Genomic DNA, 20,189 nt, shown 5'->3' on the forward strand with positions numbered 1-20,189 from the left:
ATGAAAAATAAACAGCATAATTTTTTGGGGATAGCGATGGTTATCCCTTCTTTTCTTATTTTGCTGCTCGTCGTCGTCATCCCGATCGTGCTTGCCGTGCTGGAGAGCTTCAAGGACGATAGCACCGGAGCGTTTACGCTAAGCAATTACGCATTCCTGTTTGCCGACAAATTTATGCGGCGCAACATCAGCTTCACGATCGGCTTGACACTGGTCTCGATGGTCATCGTCATCTTCGTCAGCTACATGCTGGCGATGTATTTGAGATTCAACCAAGGGAAGATAGCCGATTGGATTCGCCGGCTTTATTTTATTCCCATGTTCATCCCGTCGGTTATCGGCACTTACGGCATTATTTCGATGTACAGCAATCACGGCTGGCTTGCAAGGTTTGTGCTGCTGGCGGGCGGGGACTCTTTCCCGAAAATCATTTACAGCTACAGCGGTATCGTCCTCGCTAATTTATGGTTCAACATCCCTTTCACGACAATGATGCTCAGCTCCGCACTGGCAGGCATACCGAATTCCATCGTGGAAAGCGCAAAGGATGCGGGAGCCGGGCGGCTGCAAATCCTTGTGCGCTTTATCATTCCGCTTTCGTACAAGACGATGCTCGTTTCGATGACTTTCGTCTTTATGGGCATCATCGGCAGCTTTACCGCACCTTTCCTGATTGGCCCGAATGCGCCGCAGATGCTTGGAGTTGCGATGGAGCAGATGTTCGGCGTCTACAAGGAGATCGGCCGAACAAGCGCCACGGCGGTGTTCATGTTCCTGCTCTGCTCGTTTATGGGGTATTTTTACATTCGCAGTATGATTCAGGAGGAGCGACAATAAGATGAGACAATTGGTTATGCACTACAAGCCGGCGGCTCCGGAGGCTATTGATGCCGGACGGGCGGTGAGGCTTCACTTCAACATGGAGAAGGCCGGGATTGCGGAGTTTACGCTTACTGCGGCTTGCGACGGAGATTGGCTGATCGAAGGGCGGGAATCCGCGATGCTGCAGGTGCTGCTGAATGGTTTCTACAATCAGGATATCATCTTGTTCTACGGCGACCGCTGGCTCGAGTATCCGCGGCTGCTGGGCTATTTGGAGGAAGGCTCTTATGAGCTGGAGCTGCGGTTTCACGAGCTGTCGTCGCCGGGGACGCGGCAGGCGAAAGCGAAGGAGGCTGTTATCCACCGGGTGGACCGCGACTCCGAGCCCGGTTTGGTTTACCGGTATGCCCCGCTGTTGTACGGCAGAAATTTAGAGCATCCGGCTGAAAGCCGATATACGGATACGCCCCTGCTTATGTTCTATTCATTGGAGCAGGGCGAGGCGGGGACAGTATTGGAATATCACGTGATTTACAGCCATGAGGACGAGGGGACGCCGGCGCCTATGCTGATGGCCAAATGGGGGCGCCTCACCGATATCGAATGGACGCTGCGCGTCGTGCTGGGGCCGGACGGGGGATTAGTCGAAGCGACCTATCAAGGCCTTCATCATGTGACGACCGAATTTCGGGGCGAATATATGCTTGGCGGTCATCCGGCGCTGCAATCGGCAAGCGCGCATGGCATGGTAACGGATATCCCGACGTCGGGATATCGGCTTATGCTTGCCCCGGTTTATCGCTGGAACCCGGCCGTCGAGCCGCGAGAGAGAGTCATGGATGCATTTCCGTTCACGTACCGGATGATGGGTTGGGAGTTTCAGCGGCACCGTAACTTGTCGCAGCTTATTGCCGTCGGCACAGGCTCGGAGCCTTGGCAGGTGACGGATGTGCGGGATTACTTGTACGTGCAGACTTCCAAGCGGGCTGCGGAGCCGACGCTGCAGAAACGCACGTGCGTGGATGTGCGCGTCCGGCTTAAAGGCAGCGATACCGTTTATTCGAGCTCGTTCGGAGATTGGAGGATCGGGGAGTTCCGGGCTGCTTACAATGGGCCGTACGAATGGTTTTCAACGACGGTGAAGCTGCCCAAAGGAACGGTAATGAGCGATGTTGAAGCGATCGAAGCGGAGCTGCTTGAAGGCGGCGACCGGACGGTCGCGGTTCGCGGATTGAAAGCTTTTATGCTGGAAGAGGATTGCATGCCGACCGTATCTGTAGAGACGCAGAAGGAGCTTGTCTTGACGGCTGATGCGCCGGTCGGCCGGTTGTGGTGCGCGTTATGAGAACATTGGTTGAGGTACAAGGCCGACTGACGCCCGTTGCGTCCAAGAGTCAGATCATGTACGCGTTTCCGGTACAGGCAGGCTTGGACGGGCTGACGGTCAAGTTCAGTTATTCGCCGAAGCTGCTGGAGGATAAGAGGGTTGCGCTGGAGCTCATTCGGACGGCAGCGCCCCAATATATGGAGGAGCCGCAGCTTGGCAGCTATATGGAGCGTTGGGAACAAGCTCTTCCGCTGCAAAATTTACTTACGCTATCGCTCGACGATCCGCACAGGTTTCGCGGGGCTGCGCACCGGCATTCGCCGGAACAGGCGCACCGGATCGGCTTCGGCGAAGCGTCGCCCGGATTTTTGCCGGGCCCCATGGTTCCGGGTGTGTGGCGCATCACGGTAAGCGTGCATGCAATCGTGACCGAAAACTGTACGTATGAACTGCGGGTATCGGGGTGGAAGGAGGGGACCGGGGATGGACTTGCGTAAATCAGGAGCCATCGCGCCGGATCGATGGCTTGCTTGCGAGCTTCATACGCATACGCTTCACAGTGACGGCCGCCATACGCTCTACGAGCTGGCGCTTGGCGCAGCGGCGCAGGAGCTGGACTGGATCGCGCTGACCGACCATAATACAACCTCCGGTCTGCTCGGCAAGGAGGAGGTTGAACGTGCAGCCGGTATATCCATATTGAACGGGCTCGAGTGGACGACCTTCTATGGACATATGCTCTTGCTCGGGTTGAGAGAGGGAGACTATGCGGATTGGCGTATGCTGGGGCCCGGCGACCTGGCGCAAGGGCTGCACGAGGCGAAGGCGCTCGGCGCCTTGGCGGGCCTTGCTCATCCGTACAGGGTAGGAAGCCCCATGTGTACCGGCTGTTATTGGGAGTATGAGATCGCGGATTGGCACAAGATCGATTTTATCGAGGTTTGGTCGGGTACGTTTCCCTCGGTGCGCACGAGCAATCAGCGGGCGTTTGCGCTTTGGACGGAAGTGTTGAACCGCGGATATCGCGTGGCGGCAACATGCGGCCGGGATTGGCACGATTCCGCTTCGGGCGCAGCAGAGCGGGAACCCGTAGCCGTCACTTATATAGCGAAGGAGAACCCGGCTAAGGCCATTGCGCAAGGTGCGGTCGCCGTCTCGATGGGGCCGCTGCTGACCATGAGGGCGGCAGGTGATGGGTCTGCGGCGGGAATTGGAGAAGTGTTGACGCTGGCGGGCGGCAGCAGAAACGTAGAGGTATCCGTTCGCTTGGATTTTGAACGCCGGGCATCTGTGTGGACGCTGCCGGAGCAGACGCTGGAGATCAGGCTTGTCGGGAACGCCGGGATTATCCAATCCGTCGCGATGCCGGCCGGATCGAGCGCTGCCGCTGTACTTATCGATGCATCCGCTATGACGTGGCTGCGCGCAGAGCTGCACGGCATGTTGAACGGGTGCCGGACGATGATCGCTTTTACCAACGCGATCTATTTCGAAACGGAATAATGATCGAAAAGAGAAATTGACGAAGGCCCAGCCAAATGCCGGGCGGCTCGGCGCTATAAAAGGCTTCATAATTATGGAAGAGAAGGATGCCCGCGCTAATACGAGCGGGGCTTTCAACATGGCAAGTGAGCCGGTCAGGGATTCCTGGCCGGCTGTTTTTATCCGATTATGACTTTATCGGGTTAAGATCCCCACCTCTAAGGTGGGTTTTGAATCAGGTGGGGTAGATTCCCCATCTGATTCCCCGATGTTCAGCAAAGCTGAACGAGTTCACTGTTGTCCGCGAAGGGCCCGGAAGGGCGCCTCCTAAAAATCGACACAAGGTTAATTGCCAGATGGATTGCTTATTGAATTAATGTTATCGGAATGCTACGATTAGGGAAAATTCTTCCATTTCACGATCGCCTTTAAATCTACGACTCACGGCATGGTCATCAAGCATCAACATGCGTCACAACATCGATAACCGTCAAAGCTGCTTGTTCCTAATTTTTACGCTTGCAGGAGGCTGAATGATGAAGATGAGCTGGTACTACCGGATGCTGTTGTCCTATACGCCTATTTTTTTCGTCGTTATATCTGTCTTGATTTTTTCTTTTTTTGCCGTATTGAACGATTCCGCCCGAAAGCAGATTGTGAGGACGAATGAAGCGATCGCGACGAAAGTATCCCAGGTCATCGACGCGAATTTGAAATCGACGGAACGGATCGTCATCAAGGAAATTTATATGAATGCGGCATTAAAGCAATTTTTTGCGGAAACGGACGATAAAGCGTTATATGACTACTTTCGTATCTCTCAAAAAATGGACGAGCTCTCCTCCAGTCTTCCTTTTTCAAACACTATTTATGTATACAACGCCATAAGCGGTAAAGTTTTATCGAGAAGCGCGCTTTCTCCGGTAGAGCAGTTCGGCGACCGCGGCTTTTTGCTGAATGCTTATTCCTCCGACACGAATGCGCAAGTATGGACGGAGCCCCGGCCGTTTAGAGAGTTTTCCCATGAATCAGGCGATGAACGGGTCGTCACGATGGTCAAATTTTATCCGGATACCGGGAAAAAGCAGGGGGCTATCGTCGTCAATATCAAGGTGCAGGCGATTGTCGGCTTTGTCAAAGACTTAACGCGGATCGACGCCGGACGGATTTCGCTCCTTACGGTGAATTCGGAGCCTTTCGACTTAAGCGGAAGCGCCGCCGCTCTTCATGATGGCGAAGCCAAGCAGGACCCGGCGTCCCGCTACATCATTTCCGATTATACCGGCTGGAAATACGGCTCCGGGGGCGGAGAAACCGACAAGCGATTATCGCTTGCCGCTCTGCTGAATGAATCCTGGATGCTCGTAGGAATTGCCGCTATCGCAACCGGACTCATCTGGTTTACGTACATCACGCACCGGAATTACAAACCGATCCAGGCGATAGCCGGACGTATTCATAACTACACGAAGCGAAAAAGCGGCGAGCTGGTGAAAACGGCGGCGTTCAACAACGAGCTTACCTATATTGAAGCGGCGATTGACGGATTATTGGAAAGGGCGGGTCAATACGAGCAGCTTCATAAGGACGATTTGCTGCTTCGCAGAAAACAGCTGCTTCTAGACTGGCTGGAAGGCCATAAAGCGATGAGCGCCGCACAGTGGGAGCAGGAAATGATCGGGCTTCAGATGCCGTCGCAGTTTCAGCGTTTGATGGTGGCCGTGATTGAAATCGACCGGTTTGCGAATTTTACCGGTACCTATAATTCAAGAGATCAATATTTGCTTAAATTTGTATTGGGCAATGTGCTGCAGGAAACGGCCCAGAACGATAACCTGTTTGCCTGGAGCGAATGGTTCGAGCCGCAGCAGATGGCGGTTGTCTTCTATTTGAACGCAGGGCACGATGCAAATCACATCACCGGCGTGCTGAAAAAGCTGCAGGATTGGGTGAAGAGCAATCTGGATTTTACCGTTTCCGCAGGGATTGGACCCGAGGCGCATTATCCGGGCGATGTGGTTCAGTCTTACTCGGAGGCCAAGGAATACGTATCGTACAAGCCTGTATTCGGAGTCGGCTCCATGATCGGAAGCGGGGATGTGCATTCCAAAGCGGAGGGACGGATTTTCCCCCATTTGCAGCTGGTGCGGACTATAGCCAAATCGTTTCGGCTGGGCGACGGCGGATGGCAGTTCCATTATACGCAATTGTTTCAGTCGCTGAAGCAGGGCTATATATCGCAGGCGGATATTGAAACGATAACCGATTATATGGTATACCATTTGCACAAAGAAATAACGGAAATGCCGGAAGAGGTGAGCACGCTGTGGCATAACGAATTTGAGGCGGAATTTGAGGCGGTTGCAGGCAGCTCCGAAACGCTGGAAGAGTGGCGCGAACGGATCAACGCATTGCTGACGCAGCTGGATAACGGCATCCGCTCGCTGCGATCGGCCAAAAACAATTACGCTCTTATTCGCCGGGTCAAAGAGTACATAGAAATGCATTATACAGACCCCGACTTGTCCTTAAACCAAATCAGCGAACAGTTCGGGATGAATCCGCGCTATTTAAGCAAGCTGTTTAAGGATGAGTTCGGCGAAAAGTTTATTGATTACATGTTAAAAATACGGTTGGAGGAAGCGCGGAATTTACTGCTGACGACCGAGCTGCCGGTGCAGCATATTGCGGAGCGGGTAGGCTATGCGCATGTGATTTCGTTTCATAGGGCGTTCAAAAATATGTACGGCTTTCCGCCCGGCGACTATCGGAAAAGAGCGGAAGGCAGCTCCGGTATTTAGGCGTGAAAACGGTTGGATTCCCTTCGTCTTCGATAAATATAAGTGTGAGAAAATGTTAAGCGATTCGATGGAATCGCTTATTTGCCGTCCAGCTATGACGCACGCCAAAGTCCGGATAGGAACCGGGGTGCGTTCTTACTTTTTGATAAGCGGGCGAATCTTGTAAATTGACCCTGATACGGCGGTTGGAATACGGTATAGATACCGTTGTTGAAAAGGAGGAGTATTATGCCCGGCAAGCAGCCAGTGGTACAAAACACGATTTCACGCAAAGCTTTGGCACGATCGACCGTATGGAAAAGAAGCATGCTTTCCTTCGCCCAGGATTGGCAGCTGTATGCATTGCTGGCCGTACCGATGCTGTACTTTTTGGTATTTAAATATATACCGATGTACGGTGTGACGATTGCTTTCAAAGAGTTTAATATGTTTCAGGGAATATGGAACAGCCCGTGGGCGGGGTTTGACGCATTTCGTGAAATCTTCCAAATGAAAGACTTTTACAAGGTGCTGCGCAATACGCTTCTGCTCAATCTTCTGGATCTGGTTGTGTCCTTCCCGGCGCCGATTGTTTTGGCAGTCTTATTGAATGAGCTGCGGATCAAATGGTTCAAGAAGGGCGCGCAGACGATCCTGTACTTGCCTCATTTTATTTCCTGGGTCATTATTGGCGGCATGATTTACCAGCTGTTGTCTACCAACACCGGACTGGTCAACCATTTATTAAAAGCGGCCGGATTGAAAGCGGTTCCATTTCTGACCGATCCGTTGTACTGGGTCGTCACTTATGTAAGCGCGGGAGTTTGGCAAAATGCGGGCTGGGGCACGATCATTTATTTGGCCGCGTTGACCGGGATCAACCGGGAGCTGTACGAAGCTGCGGAAGTGGACGGAGCCGGACGGCTGCGGAAAATATGGAACATCACATTGCCCGGCATTAAGCCGACGATTATGATCTTGCTGATTATTAATATCGGGCATATGGCAAGCATTGGCTTCGAACGTCCGTTCGTATTGGGGAACCCGCTTGTCACCGACGTATCCGATGTGATTAGCACGTTTGTGTACAAGGTGGGCGTCCAATCCGCCAGATTTACGATTGCGACGGCAATCGGGCTCTTTCAGGCTGTCGTAGGCTTGATTTTCCTGCTTTCATCCAATTATATTTCGAAAAAAGTTACGGACCAGGGCATCTGGTAGAAAGGAAGGAACCTATGAAGAGAAGCTTGAATGACAAATGGATCGACACGTCCATTATCGTGGTCATAACGGCCGCATCCTTTCTTTGCCTTGTTCCGATCCTTCATTTGGCGGCCGTCTCGTTAAGCTCCAATGCCGCTATCATTTCGAACAAAGTCACGGTGTTTCCGGTGGAATGGAGCACGTTAGCCTATCAAACGGTATTGAAAGACGGCAAAATGATAAGCTCGCTGCTGTTCACGATTATACTCGTTGTTCTGTTTACCGTGATCTGCATGGTCATGACGATTTGCGCAGCTTATCCGCTCACCAAGAAAAAGCTGAAGGGCCGCGATTTTTGTTTGCTGCTCATTTTATTTACGATGTTTTTCAGCGGCGGTTTGATTCCCGAATATTTGCTAGTCAAATCTTTAAAGCTGACCAACACGATCTGGGCATTGGTGTTGCCCGGCATGATCAACGCTTTTTATTTAATTATTCTTAAATCGTTCTTTTCCTCGATCCCTGAAGAACTGGAGGAATCGGCGCGAATGGACGGCAGCTCCCACTTCGGCACCTTGCTTCGCATCGTACTGCCGCTATCCTTGCCGGTGCTCGCTACCTTAAGCTTGTTTTACGCGGTCGGCCGGTGGAACGGATTTATGGATGCTTTGTTCTATATTACGAAACAGGAGCTGTATCCGATCCAATTGAAGCTGTACCAGCTTGTAATCAGCAACCAAATGAGCGATTCGACGGCTACGGAAGGCATGAACGCGACTGCGCCGATTCCTGAAAGCTTGAAGGCGGCGAGCATTATGTTCGCTACCATTCCCATTTTGCTGGTCTATCCATGGCTTCAGCGCTATTTTATATCGGGTATGATGATCGGTGCCGTAAAGGGCTAACGGGCTCATGCATGCAGCTTTACGCAAGCTTCCAAATAAATGGAAACAGGGAGATGAATACTATGAAATTTAAAAAATCGCAGATCAAAATAGTCAGTTGGCCGCTTACGTTTACATTGCTTGCCGGTGCGCTTGCCGCTTGCTCGGGAGGAGAGAGCCCGGGCGGGGGAGCCCAGGACAGCGGCAAAAAAGGAAGCCCGGTAACACTCAAAATCGAGCTGTTCGACCGCGGAAATACGCCGCCGGGCGCCCCGCCGCTGACGGAAAGCTATTTTGTCAAATATATACAGGAGAAATTTGGCGATCCGAATAACATTAAGATTGAGTTCGTTACCGTTCCGCGGACGGAAGAGGTGCCCAAGCTGAACGTGCTGATGTCGGCAAACGAGGCGCCCGATCTGATTTTTTCCTACAGCGACCCTGCCGTACAAAACTGGATCAAGCAGGGCGGGCTGACCGAGCTGGGGGATTTGTTAAACCAGCATGGGCCGAACTTGAAAAAATACCTTGGAGACAAGCTGCTGAATTATGGGGTTATTAACGGCAAGCAGTATACGATCCCTGCCAAGAGAATTATTTTGGCAACGCACACGCCAATTATCCGCAAGGATTGGCTCGATAAGCTGGGCATGCAGCCGCCCAAAACAACCGATGAATTTTATGCGGTGCTGAAAGCGTTCAAGGAAAAGGATCCGGGCAATACGGGAGGCAAGGTCATCCCTTACGGGATCAGGTACAACAACAATTTGGATCCGCTTGTCCGAACATTTTGGAAAAAAATGACCGAGGAAGAATATTATACGCTGCCTGATTTGATGAAGCCGGGCAATAAGGACGGATACCGCTTTTTAAACAAACTGTATAACGAAGGGTTGATCAGTCCCGATTTTGCGCTCGATAAGGACGGCAAAAAGTTTCAGGCGGATTTGGTCAATGGCCAGATCGGATTTGCCATTACCAATACGAACGAGCCTGTTTATATGGCCTATTATTCCACCCTGCAGAAAAACGTTCCGGGCGCCACGCTGCTGCCTGTCGATCCGTTTACCAATTACGAGGGCAAGCATGTGAAGACGGTGTACCATCCGCTATCGGCCCATCTGATGATCCCGAAATCAAGCAAACGGGCTGTGGAGGTTATCAAGTTTTTAAATTGGATGTCGGATTACAAAGTTATTTTCGACCTGCAAAACGGTACCGAAGGCGTTACATACAAAATGGGCGAGGACGGCATTCCGCTGTTTCTCGATACGGATGAAGCCAAGAAGGTCATGTACAACTATTTGGACTACAGCATGCTGATCAACGGCAAGGATATGGGCGATCCCGAGAAAACATTAAAGGCGAATGCGGCCGATCCCAAGTATAAAGATTTTACGATGAACAGCATCAAAATCGGGGAGCAGGACGGGCAGCTGCCTGCGCGATTTGAAAGACCGATCGAAGCGCAAATCAAATACAGCCAGACGCTTGGCGATAAAGCCGTCGAAGTGTACGTAAAATCCGTAACGGCAAAGCCGGCCGATTTCGATAAAGTTTACGACGATATGGTGGCCGAGTACATGAAAATCGGCGGCAAGGAAGTCATGGACGAGCAGCTGAAAGCGTACCAGGAAATGAAAAAGAAATGAAGCTAAAAGCTTTACCCTACGTATTCGAACAATGAAATGAGCCGGGCAGGAGCAACGTCCTGACCCGGCTTGTTTCATTAACCTCACCTTCATCCCCTCCGGGCGCAGACGTATAAGCTATTCCCGGTGCGTTTTGCAACAAATAAAATTTTAATATTGACTTGTATTTTTTTGTGGTAGAATATGTGCACAGTTTTTGAATTTGGTTGTACCACATTGCAATAAGGAAAGCGGGGTTCATGTCTGATGACAATTAACCATCCATGGTCCAATCGGAGCTGCCTGCTGCTCCTTCTGTTATCCGTATGCCTCCTGACCCCGGGCTGCACGCCCTTTACGTTCCCGGCGCAGCAGCCGGTGACGGGAGGGGACGGCTCCGACGGAAAGGAGAAGATCACGTTAACCGTCTGGCATGATTGGATGGGGCAGGATTCGACCTCCGCGACGATGCGCAGCTTGTTGGACCGCTTTCAACGGGAAAATCCGCAGGTAGAGCTGCGGGCACAGCCGATTATTCGCGACGTATACAGATCGCGTTTAAAGACGATGGCTTCGGCCGGGGAACTGCCGGATGTATTTCTCATCTGGCCGGACTCGATGACCCGCGAATTTGTAAGAGGGGGATTAATCCAGCCGATCGACGATTTATTAAAGTCGCAGCCCGAGTGGGTCGCCGGCTTCATGCCGCATTCGTTCGATTCGTTTACGGTGGACGAGCATAAATATTCGGTTCCGATGTCGATGGCGCCTACTTCTTTCGTCTTTTATAACAAAGCCATCTTCGACCGGTACGATGTATCGGTGCCTGAAACATGGGATGAGCTGATGGAGGCGGTACGCAAGTTCAACCGGAACGGCGTCACTCCGATCGCATTGGGGAATAAATCGTCATGGGTCGCCCAATCCGCAATTTTCAGTACGCTCGCCGACAGGGTGACCGGCACGGATTGGTTTTTGAACGTGGTGGCGCAAAATGAAGCGAGGTTTACGGACCCGACATTTGTGAATGCGCTTACTCGAATGCAGCAGCTCGCCAAAGCGCACGCATTTCAAGAAAATTTCAATTATATTGATCATATTCAAATGGAGCAGCTATATTACCGGAAGCAGGCCGCCATGTTAATCGAGGGCGGCTCCGTGGTCAGCAATATGATTGCCCAGGCGCCGAAAGATGTGCTGGAGGCTACGCATATTACTTTATTGCCTGACGTGCCGGGAGGGAAAGGACGGCCCATGTCGACCTCCGGCGTTGTCGGGACGGGCTTCGCGGTAAACAGTCAATTGCAGGGGGCGCAGAGGGAAGCCGCCTTCAAGCTGATTTACGCCTTGGCTGCTCCGGAAGCTCAAAGAAAAATATTGAACAGCAACACGCTGGTCAGCTACCGGCTCGATGTGGACCGGAGCGTGGCGCATCCGTTGTTTGTGGAGCTGCATCAGCTGGTGAACAAGGTGACGCTGCTGCCCGCTTATGAAACGCAGCTGACTACAGCGGCTGTAGAGGCGTTAAGTCAGGGCATTCAGGAGCTGCTGAAAGGCGGCTCCCCCGAGGAGCTGGCGAAAAAACTGCAGGATACCCAGGCCAATGTGCTTGGAAAATTCAGATAAACCGGTGAAAGGGAGAAAATTATGCGGCGCTTCTTAAGCACTTCCCTCCAAGGCAAGCTGTCGGTCATGATGCTGATCTCCACCATCATACCTTTATGTTTTCTCGGGGCGTTCTCTTATATGACCTCTGCACGGGTTAATGAGGAAAAGACGAAGCAGACGGGAATCGATTCGCTCCGAAGGATTCAAGCGACGCTTCAATTCATCGCGCAGGATGTGGAAGGGCTGTCCGTTTTTTTAACCGGCGATAAAGACGTGCAGCAGTATATGAGCGGCTTTGACTTCGACTCGCCCGAACGCATGCGGATATTGGCCATGACGATGAATTTGATGCAATCGAAAGAATATATATCCAATATTACGATTTATTCGAAAAATAAAACGATGCCGCTGCATACGCAAAGCATTTATTATTCCAATTTATCGAAAGTGATTGAGGACTGGGACTTAAACGGGAAAAGATGGACGCCGTTATACATGAATCAATCCATCCACGGCTCGGAGAATGTATTCTCATTTCTGCGGGGCGTCAAAAGCGGGGATAATTACGAGCCGCTCGGCTTTATTTCCATCAGCATTAACGAATCCGTGCTTTCGCGTTATTTGGGGAGCCCTAACTTCGGTGTCGGGCAAGGCGATATTATTTTGTTGAACCGTCAAGGAGACGTCATTTCCGGCAATCGCAAAGAATGGCTCGCCCAGCAGTGGGAGACGCTGTTTCCACAATCGCGGGTATCCGATATGACGCTGTCCGACGGCTCTTTTAATTACGGCGAAGGCCATGATAAAAAAACAGTACTGTATAACCGGATTCCCGGCTTGGGGTGGACGCTGGTCGGACTTGTTCCGTATGAGCTCTATAGTAAGGAAAACCGGTATATATGGCTGTTGACCGGCACTGCGGTCAGTTTGGCGGCCGTGCTGACATCGGGGCTAATTTTGTTTCTTGTCCGCCATGTAACCAAACCGTTGAAAATATTGCGCCGCCTTCTGGTCCGTTTCGACCCGAATGAGCCGATGCCTTTGTATCAATTCGAATCCCCCGACGAGGTAGGGCAGCTGGTCGGCAGCTACAATAAACTGGGCGAGCATATTAAGCGGCTCAAAGAGCAGCTGATCCAATTGGAGACAAGGAAAAAAGAAGCCGACATCCGGGCGCTGCAGTCGCAAATTAATCCGCACTTTTTGTACAATACGCTGTCCTCCATCCATTGGATCGCGTTGATGAGCAAGGAGCATAAGATCGCCGATATGGTCGGCGCGCTCAGCGATTTTCTTCGGTTCAGCCTGAACAAAGGGAGAGATTATTGCACGGTGCGGCAGGAGATCGACCATGTTAAAAACTATGCCTTGATTCAGTCCATCCGCTATCCGAACAAATTCGACCTCAACTTTCACATCGATCCGAAAATCGGGTCCTTGCCCATGCTGAAGCTGCTGCTTCAGCCGCTGGTGGAAAATGCGATGATTCATGGTTTTAAGAAAAACAGGCGGCATGGGATCATCATCATCAGCGCCGTTCAAGAGCCGAGAGGCATACGGTTCACCGCGCATGATAACGGAGTGGGCATGAGCAGGGAGCGGCTGGCCAAGCTGTCGCAGGAGCTGCTGAAGCCGCTCGCCGAGGACATTCCCGATCATTCGGGCAGTTATGGCTTGCGCAATGTCAACGAACGGCTTCTGCTTCATTACGGCGTTGCCGCTCAATTATCGCTGGAAAGTCAGGAAGGCCATGGAACGCGCGTTTCGTTTATTATTCCGGTAAAGGAGCATGATTATGAAAATTATGATCGTGGATGATGAAGTGATCATTAGGGACGGTCTGGCAACGGTCATTGATTGGAAGCAGCTCGGCTTTCATTTTCTGGAGCCTGCGGAATCCGCAGAGGAAGCTTTGGAACGGCTGCCGGTTGAAAAGCCGGACTTGCTGTTAACGGATATCCGAATGGAAGAGATGGACGGACTGACTTTGGCTGCGGAGGCCAAGGCGCTAATGCCCGATTTGGAAATCATCGTATTGACGGGGTATGACGATTTTGCCTACATGCAGCAGGCGATCCGCAACGACGTAAGCGACTATTTGCTCAAAACAAGCCGTCCCGGCGATATTATTCAGGCAGTGCTTCGTGCCGCTCAGCGGATCCGTTCCAAATGGGAAGCGAGCAGCAAGGTGCATCAAAAGGAAAAAGAAATACGCAAGCATTGGTTTGAGAAGCTGCTGGCCGGAGATACCGGTTTGGACCTGCAGATGGCGGAGGAAAATGTTCCGTTTTTCAAGGGCGCGCAAACCGGGATACAGAGCCGCTTTCAAGCGGTTATGATAAAGGCGGAAGGCTGGGGGGATGGCAGCGGCAGCGGGCCTTTGCTGCAATTTGCAGTGGAAAACATGCTTCGCGAGATTATGGACTGCGAGACGCTGGCCGGCAAGCCTTATTTGACGGCCGTTATTCGGCATGACGGCGGATCGCTTGAGGAAGAAAGGTACCGGGAGTGCTTCCCTGTCATCGAGAAGCTGTTGAAATGCACGCTGTACTGCGCTGCCGGTCTATCCGTGACAGCCGTTGAAGAGCTGAGCGTTTCGTACAAGCAGGCGGTTCAAGCGACGAAATATTGGGAAATGTTCACTCACGAACGCATATTAAGCTACAGCATGATCGCTCGGCGCAAAGGCTGGAAAACGGTATGCTCCCGCCAGGAGGAGGCCGAGCTGTCGCAGCTGCTGACGGCGAATGATTCCATCCGCCTGAACCAGTGGATCAGTACCCGGGTTTCCGAGCAATTGGACCACCCCGAGGTCACGTACGAATCTTACTCCTCCTATATCCAATCGCTGGCTTTGGCAGGATTTCGTTGGCTGGAGAGAATGGCTGCCGAAACGGATGCGTTGAAGGACGGCGTCTCGGATTATTCCACAATCGGCAGCAGCGGCGATGCGGCGATGCGCGACAAGCTGGAGCAATACCTCGAGACGGTTATGACTACGTACCATGTGAGCGTATCGAAGGGCCCCTCCGCCTATGTACAGCAGGCTATCGCCTATATCAGGCAAAATATCGGAAGCGGCAAGCTGAGCTTGCAGCAGGCTGCGCAGTATGTTCATCTTCATCCGGGCCATTTCAGCGAGGTGTTCAAACGCGTGACAGGCACCACCTTCGGCGATTATTTGATTCAGGAGAAATTGGAGCTTGCGAAGGAAATGCTGATGGACCCTTCTGTCAAAATAAGCGAAATTGCCCGTGCGGTCGGCTATGAGGATGTCAAATATTTCAGTCAGCAGTTTAAAAGGTACCATGCGCAAACCCCTTCCGAATACAGGGAAGAACTGACCGGCAAGTGAACTCGTTCAGCATTGCTGAACATCGGGGAATCAGATGGGGACTCTACCCCACCTGATTCAAGGCCCATCTTAGAGGCGGGGGTTTTAACCCGATAAAGTCGTAATCGGATAAAAGCAAGCGGGGAAATTCAGCTTGCCCGCCAATATTCCTGAATATACTCTAACCTAATCATGAAGATACTCCCCTTTATCAAATGGGGAATTATTTTTACAATAGGAACAGCAAGACAGCTAGGCAAGCATTAAAATGAAATCGTTTGCATACACAAATCAGGGGGGTTGCAGTATGAAAAAAACAGCAGCATCATTGACCGTTTCATCCATGCTTTTATTGGCGGCATGCGGAGGCACATCTCCAGCTGCTAGCGGCACCGCAGGCAAGCAGGACACTCCTGCGGCCAAACCGGCCGATACGAAGGCGGCGGATGCAGGTAAACCCGGAGAGAAGAAAACATTGGAGTTCTGGTATATTGACCCGGGCGATAAGGAAAAGGTTTATTTGGAAGCGGTGGAACGGTTTAAGAAAAAGCATCCTGACGTTGAGGTTAAAACGCTGCAGACGCCGAATGATACCTATAAGCAAAAATTCGCTGTCGCCATGTCCGGCGGCAACCCTCCCGATGTGTTCCATTCGTGGGGCGGCGGCTGGCTGAAGGAATTCGTCAATCAAGGCAACGTGCTGGATGTTACCGGCAAGATCAATACCGATTCTTATGTGAAAACCGTATTGGACAACGCTACCTTCAACGGCAAAAATTACGGCGTGCCGTTAGGCTTGTCGCTTACGATGGTTTGGTACAACAAGGACATCTTTGACAAATACAGCTTAAAGCCGCCGGCAACATGGGACGAGTTTTTGAAGGTCATCGATACGTTAAAGCAAAACAAGGTCATTCCGCTCACATTGGCGAATCAGCCGAAATGGCCGGGAGCATACTACTTCATGTATTTGGCCGATCGGGTAGCGGGTCCGGAGCTGTTCAAGGGAGCCTTGGGACGTACGGGTAAAACATTCGACGACCCGGGGTACGTGCAGGCAGGCAAATATATTCAAGACCTGGTGAAGCGGGACGCATTTAACAAAGGCTTTAACGGTATTCCTTGGGACGCCGGACAAGGCAGACAGCTTCTCTATACGGAGCAGGCGGCCATGCTCGTTATGTCCAATTCCATTGTTAACAATGTGCGGTCGGAGGCTCCTACATTCGAGAAGAAGCTCGATTTCTTCCCGTTCCCGACGGTGCCTGACGGCAAGGGAGATCCGTCCGATGTCGGAGGCTCGTCCGCTCCGGTCTGGTCCGTATCCGCCAAATCTAAAAATCCGGATCTGGCCATCGAGCTGATCAAAGAGCTGTCGAGCCAGGAGACGGCGCAAAGCTATTCCGACCGTACAGGTTCTCCGGTTGGGGTGAAGGGCGTTATTTACAAGGATGAGTTTGCAAAAAGACTGGGCGTATTTGCCGAGAAGGCCAAAGATATTCACTGGCCGTATGACCAGACGCTGCCGCCGGATTTGGCCGAGCTGCACAAAGATACGACGCAGGCGCTGTTCGGATTGTCGATGACACCGGAAGAAGCGGCGAAGAAGATGGAAGAGAAGGCAAAGCAAATCCTTAAATAAGACGAAAAGCTTTGAACCGGCAGAGAGGGGATTTCCCCTCTCTCCAAACTAAGGCGCGGAGGATGTGAAGATTATGGATTCAACTACAACTGCTTCTACTCTCGGCAGCATCGCAAAGACGCAGTCGCAAATGAAAAGAAGGAGAGCGAGGAGTAAAAGAATCACCGTCGCTTTATTCATTGCTCCCGCTCTCCTCGTTTATTTAATTTATATCGTCTACCCGATATTCGGGACGTTTCAATACAGCTTATACGATTGGAAGGGCGGAGCGGATAAAACGTTCGTAGGCTTCAACAACTACGCCAAGCTGTTTGCCGACTCGGTTTTCTGGGTTTCCTTGGCCAACAACCTGAAGGTGGTGTTAGCGTCCGTATTTCTTCAAATCCCGCTTGGACTGTTAATGGCGCTTCTGCTGTTCGCTCCGATTAAGGGAATGCGGTTTTTTCAAACCGTTTATTTTATGCCTTTCTTGATGTCTACGGTTGCGATCGGTTTGTTGTGGGTATTTATGTTCGATCCGTTGAACGGCTCCGTAAATAAACTGATCGGCTTATTCGGCATCGATAATGTGGCGTGGCTGAGCGACGAAAAAACGGCCATGGCTTCCATTTTGCTTGTTGTCGTGTGGCAGTACTCTCCGTTTTATATGATTTTATTTAAAGCTGCGATTGTCGGCATATCCGAGGAGCTGTATGAGGCGGCGGCGATTGACGGCGCCGGTCCCTGGACCCGATTTGCGAGCATTACGTTTCCGATGCTGCTCCCAACCATCGTAACGTCTTCCATTTTGGCGATAGTGGGCTCATTAAAAGCGTTCGATATTTTCTACATTATGACGGGCGGCGGCCCGAACAGTAAAACCGAATTGCTGGGGATTTACATGTACAAACAGGCATTTATTCATTTCAATATGGGCTTTGCGAGCGCAGTGGCGTTCATGATGTTTTTGCTTGCTTTTCTCGTGGCAGGCACCATCCAATACATGGAATATAATCGGAAAAAGAAGGAGGCATTCTAATGGCCGTAAGTACCTTCAAAACGATTCCTTTATATATCCTTTCGCTTATTTTGCTTGTTTTTACCGGGTATCCTTTCCTGTATATGGTGCTGACTTCGTTTAAGACGCAGGAAATGTTTTTTAAAGATCCGTTTTCCTTATTTACACCGGTCCAGTTCAGCAATTACGTCTTGGCTTTCGAGAAAGGCTTGACCCGATATTTTGCGAACAGTCTTTATATTACGGCGCTTTCCGTCATTTTAATCGTTTTATTCGCCGCTTTGGCCAGCTACCCTTTAAGCCGGATCCGGTTTCGAATGAGCAAGGCGCTGTTCATGCTGTTTGTATCGGGGATGATGCTGCCGATCCATTCGACGCTAATTCCTATCTTCAAGCTGACTCAGGATGCGGGTATCTATGATTCGCTGATGGCGCTGCTCGGACCTTATATTGCATTCAGCTTGCCGATTTCGATCTTTATTCTTACGCAGTTTATGTCCGAGCTTCCGCGGGAAATTGAAGAGGCGGCGGAGATTGACGGATGCTCCCACCGGCGTATTTTCTGGAACATTGTTCTTCCGATGATTACACCGGCGCTCTCCACCATTGTAATTTATAATTTCATTCATATATGGACCGAATTTATTTTCGCGCTGGTGCTGATTACAAGTCCCGAGAACATGACGCTTCCGCTCGGGATGCAAAAGTACTACGGGGAATTGACCGTCAATGTGCCGGCCTTGATGGCTGCCTTGACGATGGCGAGCTTGCCGATCTTACTGGTTTATTTTTTCGCTCAGGAAAAAATCGTCAAAGGCTTGACCGGCGGCGCCGTCAAGTAATTACTTTAACCCGCAAAACCGTCACGATGCATACGCATCCTTGAACTGCACCCCTATTGTTGGACATCATCTAACAATGGAGGTGTGGTTTTTTTGTTACCAGGAAAATGTTGCGCAGCCGAATTCTATGGAACACGGGCTTCCAATCGGGGGTTCCTCCAAAAGTAAGGTCAAGAGTTGCTTGCACTCTTGACGAAACCCGGTGGATACGGGTTAGCGGCATTCGTTTCGGTTTTTCTTGGACACCGTTTCTCCTTTTTAGCAAAAATAGGATACAATAAGATGGGCAATCATCTACAGGGATCAACAATAATTTATAAAGAGCGGAGATGAATGTATGGAAACTGCAAAGTATATGGTTTATTTCGGTTCTTATGCAGCGAAGGAAGCGCCGGGCATTTATATTTACGAGTTTGACGAGCGGAGCGGGGAGCTGACGTTTGTCGACTCCGTATCGGATGTAAAGGACCCGTCATTTTTGAAGCCCAGCCTCCGGCACGGGACGCTGTACGCCTTCTCGCAATCTGCAGGGGAGCCTGAGAAATCCGCTGCCGTCGCTTACCGGATTGACACAGCAACAGGCAGGCTTGCCTATATGGGGCAGCAGCCGACAGCGGATAAATCGTCAACCCATATTAATACGGATCAGGCGGGACAATACTTGATGCTTGTCAGCTACGGCGGAGGCACGCTTTCCTTGCTGCCGCTTGGAGAGGATGGCAGCATCGGCGAGCTGTCGGATCAAGTGCATCATGAAGGACGCAGCATCATGCCGGCACGCCAGGAGAGCGCGCATCCGCATTCGATTTATACCGATCCGTCCGATCAATTCGTGGTTGTGCCGGATCTCGGAATGGATAAAATCGTCGTATACCGGCTGGACCGGGAGCGTCACAAGCTGCAGCCGCATGATGAGGTTCGACTGGCTCCGGGATCGGGGCCGCGGCATATGACATTCCATCCGACACTGCCTTACGCCTATGTCATTCAGGAATTGAGCTCGACGCTCACTGTGCTATCCTATGACCGGCAGGCAGGCAAGCTGGAGCCGATCCAGATCATCAATACGCTCCCGGAAGCGTATGACGGACCGGCGAACAGCTGTGCCGAGGTGCAAATTTCCCCATGCGGCGCGTATTTGTACGGATCGAACCGCGGCCACGACAGCATTGTGGTTTGTTCGATTGATCAGGAGAACGGGATGCTGTCGGTTGTGGAGCATACATCCACGCTGGGCAGTCATCCGCGCCATTTCAGCCTGTCGCCGAGCGGCCGTTATTTGTTTGCGGCCAACAAGGATTCCGACTCCGTACAGCTGTTTCAGGTCGATAAGGAGAGCGGCAGGCTGACATCGACCGGGCAGCATATCGCGATTTCGCAGCCGACCTGCGTCCGGTTTTATCCGCTCGGCTTCCAGCCGTAAGTGAACTCGTTCAGCATTGCTGAACATCGGGGAATCAGATGGGGACTCTACCCCACCTGATTCAAGGCCCACCTTAGAGGTAGGGGGCTTAACCCGATAAAGTCGTAATCGGATAAAGTGCGGCCGGACTATGCCGAAGCTTGAGCAGCTCGGCCAAACGTTCCATTCAGCGGTTCCATCCCAGTGTAAAAAGGGGTGGGACCTTTTTATGGTT

At 51.4% G+C, this 20,189-nt stretch carries 15 protein-coding genes; all 15 read left to right on the top strand.

The features are described 5' to 3' along the window. Positions 1-837, top strand: coding sequence for an ABC transporter permease (locus E1757_RS08605; protein ID WP_133226792.1), 837 nt, complete (start codon positions 1-3; stop codon positions 835-837). 1 nt (position 838) lies between these two features. Then, positions 839-2,167: a hypothetical protein gene (locus E1757_RS08610; RefSeq protein WP_133226794.1), complete on the top strand. Its 1,329-nt coding sequence runs from the start codon at positions 839-841 to the stop codon at positions 2,165-2,167. Next, the gene (locus E1757_RS08615; protein WP_133226796.1) at positions 2,164-2,646 is read left to right on the top strand and encodes a hypothetical protein; all 483 of its coding nucleotides are present in this window, start codon (positions 2,164-2,166) and stop codon (positions 2,644-2,646) included. The genes E1757_RS08610 and E1757_RS08615 overlap by 4 nt, the downstream gene beginning before the upstream one ends. After that, positions 2,633-3,652, top strand: a complete 1,020-nt coding sequence (locus tag E1757_RS08620; RefSeq protein WP_133226798.1) for a CehA/McbA family metallohydrolase — start codon at positions 2,633-2,635, stop codon at positions 3,650-3,652. Before E1757_RS08615 ends, E1757_RS08620 begins: the two co-directional genes overlap by 14 nt. A 512-nt stretch (positions 3,653-4,164) precedes the next feature. Next, the gene (locus tag E1757_RS08625; protein WP_246079094.1) at positions 4,165-6,432 is read left to right on the top strand and encodes a helix-turn-helix domain-containing protein; all 2,268 of its coding nucleotides are present in this window, start codon (positions 4,165-4,167) and stop codon (positions 6,430-6,432) included. 228 nt (positions 6,433-6,660) lie between these two features. Then, positions 6,661-7,632, top strand: coding sequence for an ABC transporter permease (locus tag E1757_RS08630; RefSeq protein ID WP_133226802.1), 972 nt, complete (start codon positions 6,661-6,663; stop codon positions 7,630-7,632). Positions 7,633-7,646: 14 nt separating this feature from the next. Next, positions 7,647-8,519: a carbohydrate ABC transporter permease gene (locus E1757_RS08635; RefSeq protein ID WP_133226804.1), complete on the top strand. Its 873-nt coding sequence runs from the start codon at positions 7,647-7,649 to the stop codon at positions 8,517-8,519. A gap of 62 nt (positions 8,520-8,581) precedes the next feature. Next, the gene (locus E1757_RS08640; protein ID WP_133226806.1) at positions 8,582-10,150 is read left to right on the top strand and encodes an extracellular solute-binding protein; all 1,569 of its coding nucleotides are present in this window, start codon (positions 8,582-8,584) and stop codon (positions 10,148-10,150) included. 246 nt (positions 10,151-10,396) lie between these two features. Continuing rightward, the gene (locus tag E1757_RS08645) at positions 10,397-11,755 is read left to right on the top strand and encodes an extracellular solute-binding protein (protein ID WP_133226808.1); all 1,359 of its coding nucleotides are present in this window, start codon (positions 10,397-10,399) and stop codon (positions 11,753-11,755) included. A 21-nt stretch (positions 11,756-11,776) separates the two neighbouring features. Further along, entirely contained in the window at positions 11,777-13,555 is a 1,779-nt protein-coding gene (locus E1757_RS08650; protein WP_133226810.1) for a sensor histidine kinase, read from the top strand. Then, a complete protein-coding gene (locus E1757_RS08655; protein ID WP_165972023.1) occupies positions 13,533-15,092 on the top strand; it encodes a response regulator transcription factor in 1,560 nt (519 codons plus the stop codon). The genes E1757_RS08650 and E1757_RS08655 overlap by 23 nt, the downstream gene beginning before the upstream one ends. 286 nt (positions 15,093-15,378) lie before the next feature. Next, complete coding sequence (locus tag E1757_RS08660; protein ID WP_133226814.1) at positions 15,379-16,713, top strand: extracellular solute-binding protein; 1,335 nt, start codon at positions 15,379-15,381, stop codon at positions 16,711-16,713. 73 nt (positions 16,714-16,786) lie between these two features. After that, positions 16,787-17,731, top strand: coding sequence for a carbohydrate ABC transporter permease (locus tag E1757_RS08665; protein ID WP_133226816.1), 945 nt, complete (start codon positions 16,787-16,789; stop codon positions 17,729-17,731). Next, the gene (locus tag E1757_RS08670) at positions 17,731-18,552 is read left to right on the top strand and encodes a carbohydrate ABC transporter permease (RefSeq protein WP_133226818.1); all 822 of its coding nucleotides are present in this window, start codon (positions 17,731-17,733) and stop codon (positions 18,550-18,552) included. Before E1757_RS08665 ends, E1757_RS08670 begins: the two co-directional genes overlap by 1 nt. Positions 18,553-18,889: 337 nt before the next feature. Next, positions 18,890-19,975 (top strand): lactonase family protein, encoded by a 1,086-nt coding sequence (locus E1757_RS08675; RefSeq protein WP_133226820.1) that lies wholly within the window; start codon positions 18,890-18,892, stop codon positions 19,973-19,975. The last annotated feature ends 214 nt before the right edge of the window (positions 19,976-20,189 follow it).

It is taken from the genome of Paenibacillus piri, from assembly GCF_004354045.1.
In the GTDB taxonomy this organism is placed as follows: Bacteria; Bacillota; Bacilli; order Paenibacillales; family NBRC-103111; genus Paenibacillus_S; species Paenibacillus_S piri.